Source organism: Chromobacterium indicum (genome assembly GCF_039708975.1).
Lineage (GTDB): Bacteria > Pseudomonadota > Gammaproteobacteria > Burkholderiales > Chromobacteriaceae > Chromobacterium > Chromobacterium piscinae.
In genome coordinates, this window is sequence record NZ_JAYFSJ010000034.1 from 1 (window position 1) to 4,176 (window position 4,176).

Consider the following 4,176-nt stretch of genomic DNA (forward strand, 5'->3'; position numbering starts at 1 on the left):
CAGGACGAGTTCCTGGCCGGCGGCCTGCCGCTGGGCCTGATCCGCACCTACAACAGCCAGGGCCAGGGCGGCGACGCCGGCAACTGGCGCCTGGGCTACAGCCGCCAGGTGACCGGTTTGCAGGGCGCGCTGAACACGGCCGGCAGCAGCGTCCACCGTCTGGCCGAGGACGGCAGCGACACCCTGTACGCCTACGACGCGGCGCGCGGGTTGTACGTGTCGCAACGCAGCGACAGCGGCGCCGACGACACCTTGCGCGGCGACGCGCAAGGCTGGACCTGGACCGACGGCGCCAGCCAGGCGCAGGAGCGCTACGACGCCGGCGGCCGGCTGCAGCAAACCCGCGACCGCGACGGCCAGACGGTGGACGTCGGCTACGACGGCGCTGGCCGCATCGTCAGCCTGAAGCGCGCCGGCGGCGAAGCCTTGTTTGTCGACTACGACGCCCAGGGCCAGCTGAGCCAGCTGCGCACCGTGTATCTGAAAGACGGCCAGAGCCAGACGCTGACCCGCACCCGCTACGGCTACGACGCGCAAGGCCGGCTGGCCAGCGTCGCCACCGACCTCACGCCCGACGACAACAGCGTGGCCGACGGCCAGGTCTACACCACCCGCTACCTCTACGACGGCGCCAGCCGCCGGGTGGCCAGCCTGCAGCAGAGCGACGGCAGCCAACTCGACTTCACTTACGTCCAGGTCGGGTCCGACTACCGGATCCAGACCGTCAGCGACGTGCGCGACGGCCAGAAGCTGACCACCCACTTCGACTACGACGCCGGCGGCGGCCGCACCACCGTCACCGACGCCGCCAACCAGGCTACCGTGCTCGAATACGACAACGGCCAGCTGCGCCGCCTCGCCGGCGGCGGGGTGGAGCAACGCTACAACTACGACAGCCACGCCCGGGTCAGCGACGTCACCGACGGCCGGGGCCAGAGCAGCCACTACGACTACGACGCCGCCGGCAACCGCGTCGGCGCGCGCGACGCGCAGCAGCGGCAGACCAGCCGCCGCTACAACGCGCAGAACCAGCTGATCAGCGAAACCGTCGCCGGGGTCGGCACCACCCGCCGTATCTACGACGCCAGCGGCCTGCATCTGCGTTTCAGCGTCAGCGCCGAAGGGCGGGTGGTGGAACACCGCTACGACGCCCAGGGGCGGGAAGTGAGCCGGCTGGCCTACCAGGGCGGCATCGCCGGCGCCGACGACAACACCGCCGAAGCCGACCTGCAAGCCTGGGCCGCCAAACAAGACCCGACGCGGACCGAACGGCTGGACACCGCCTACGACCTGCGCGGGCTGGCGGCGCAGACCACCCGCTACGCGACGCTGGACGCCCAGGGCAACGGCGTGGCCGACGGCCGCCAGGTGATCACCCGCTACGTCTACGACGCCGCCGGCAACCTGCTGCAACAGCTGGACGGCAGCGGCGCGGTGCGCGCCAGCTACCTCTACGACGGCCTCAACCGCGTGCTGCGGTCGGTGGACGGCAACAACGTCGCCACCGTCACCGTCTACAACGACGCCCAGCGCCAGACCCGGGTCAGCCTCAGCAACGGCCTCACCACCGTCAGCAGCTACGACGCCGCCGGCCTGCTGGTCGGCGCGCTGCAGCAAGACGCCGGCGGCGCGCTCGGCAACGCCAGCACCCGCTACAACGCCCAGGGCCTGCCGGTGAAGCTGACCGACGCCAACGGCGCCATCACCTACCTGATCTACGACGGCCTGGGCCGCAAGATCGGCCAGATCGACAACGAAGGCGGCGTCAGCGAATGGCGCTACAACGGCAACGGCCAGGTCACCGCGGCGATCCGCTACGCCAACCGGGTGAAGCTGGCGCCGCTGGCCGGCGACCCGGCGACGCTGCAACTGGCCGACCTGCGTCCGGCGGCCGATCCGGCCAACGACCGCGTCGACTACCGGCTGTACGACAGCCTGGGGCGGCTGGCGCTGACCATCGACGCCGAAGGCGGCGTCACCCGCAATCAATACGACGCCGCCGACCGGCTGCGCGCCAGCACCCGCTACGCCACCCGGCTGACCGCCGACCGGCTGGCCGCCCTGGCGCAGGCCAGCGGCGAACTGAACCCCGACGACGCCGCCAACCAGCCCGACGCCGACCCGGCCAACGACCGAACCAGCCGCGCCTTCTACGACGCCGACGGCAAGTTGGTCGGCCAACTGGACGGCGAGGGTTACCTCACCGAAACCCGCTACGACGGCGCCGGCCACGCCGTCGACACTGTCCGCTACGCCGCGCGCGCCAATGCCGGCGACAGCCTGGCGGCCATCCGTCCGGCCGCCGGCGCCGCCGACCAGCGCACGCGGACCCTGTGCGACGGCGAAGGCCGCGTCGTCGGCCAAGTGGACGCCGAAGGCTACCTCAGCGAAACCGTCTACGATGGCCAGGGCCGCGTCGCCCAGACCATACGCTACGCCCAGCGCGCCAACGCCGGCGACAGCCTGGCCCAGCTGCGTCCGGCCGCCGACCGCAACGACCGCAAGACCCTCAGCCAATACGACGATGGCGGCCGACTGATCCGCGAAGAGACGCAACCCAGCGGTCTGGTGACCACCTACCAATACGACGACCAGGGCCATGTCACCGGCACCACCCGCAGCGCCGGCGCAGACAGCCGCAGCCAGCTGAGCCGCTACGACAGCCAGGGCCGGGCAATCCAGACCCTGGGCGGCGAAGGCGCGCAAGCGCTGGCCGCCCTCGGCCAGGCCGCCACGGCGGCGCAGATCGACGCCGTCTGGTCGCGCTGGGGCACCCGCCACTACTACAACGCCGGCGGCCAACGCACCGCCAGCCTCGGCCCCGACGGCCAGGGCGGCGCCGGCCGACGCACGCTGTACTACTACGACGGCGAAGGACGGCTCAGCCACACCCTCAACAGCCTGGGCGAAGTCAGCGAAATCCGCTACAACGCCTTCGGCGAAGCCATCGACAGCCGCCGCTACGCCACCCGGCTGAGCGCCGAGCAACTGGCCCGCCTCAACGGCGGCGCCCGCAACGACCTGGGGACCCTGGTCTCCGGCGTGCAGACCGCGGCCGACAGCGTCGAAACCAGCCAGTACAACCGCCTGGGCCAACGCGTCGCCGCCGGCGACAGCCTCACCGCCGAGCGCGAGCGCTGGGACTATAACGCCTTCGGCGACGCCATCGGCCACCGGCTGCGGCTGGACGCCAACCGCAGCGCGCTGCAACGCACAGCCTACGACCGCCGCGGCTTGGCCGTCGGCCAGACCGCCGACGCCGAAGGCCTGGCGCTGCAAACCCAGGCCCGCTACGACGCCTTCGGCCGGCTCACCGACAGCATCGACGCCAACGGCAATCCGCGCCATGTCGACTACGACAAGCTCGGCCGGCAGATCGCCACGCGCGACCCGCAAGGCGGCAGCCAAACCACCGTCTACGACGCCTTCGGCCGCGCGTTGAGCCACACCGACGCGCTGGGCCATACCACCACCACCGTTTACGACGACGCCAGCGGCGCCGTGACCGTCACCCAGCCGGGCGGCATCCAGACCGTCAGCCAGGCAAACGCCTACGGCGAAACGGTCAAGCTGACCGACCCGCGCGGTAATGCCACCACTTACCAGTACAACCGCGACGGCCAGCTGCTGTCCACCACCACCCCGGCCGGCACCACCCGCAGCGGCTACGACAGCGCCGGCCAGGTCATCACTAGCACCGACGCGCGCGGCGTCAAGACCGTCTACCAATACGACGCCGCCGGGCGCGCGCTCAGCCGCACCGTCGACCCCGACGGCCTCAAGCTGACCACCCAAACCACGTACGACGCCCAGGGCCGCGTACTGCGGCAGACCGAGCCGGGTGGCCGCGTCACCGAAAACCGCTACGACGCCGGCGGCCGGCTGCAAGCGGTGGTGGTCGATCCGGATGGCCTCAAGCTGACCACCGCCTACGACTACGACGCCCAGGGCCGGAAGGTGCGGGTCACCGAAGCGGCCGGCACGGCCCAGGCCAAAGTCACCGAATACGAATACGACGGCGCGGGTCGGCGCATCCGCGAGACCGTCGATCCGCAGAAGCTGAGCCTGACTACGCGCTACGGTTACGACGGCAACGGCAATGTCACCGCCAAGACCGACGCGGCGGGCAACGTTACGCGCTATGTGTACGACGGCAACGACCGGCTGCGCTACAGC

General features: G+C 71.4%; 1 protein-coding gene. It reads left to right on the forward strand.

The features are described from left to right. A partial coding sequence (locus tag VA599_RS24075; RefSeq protein WP_346791013.1) for a hypothetical protein occupies positions 1-4,176 on the forward strand: 4,176 nt, incomplete at both ends.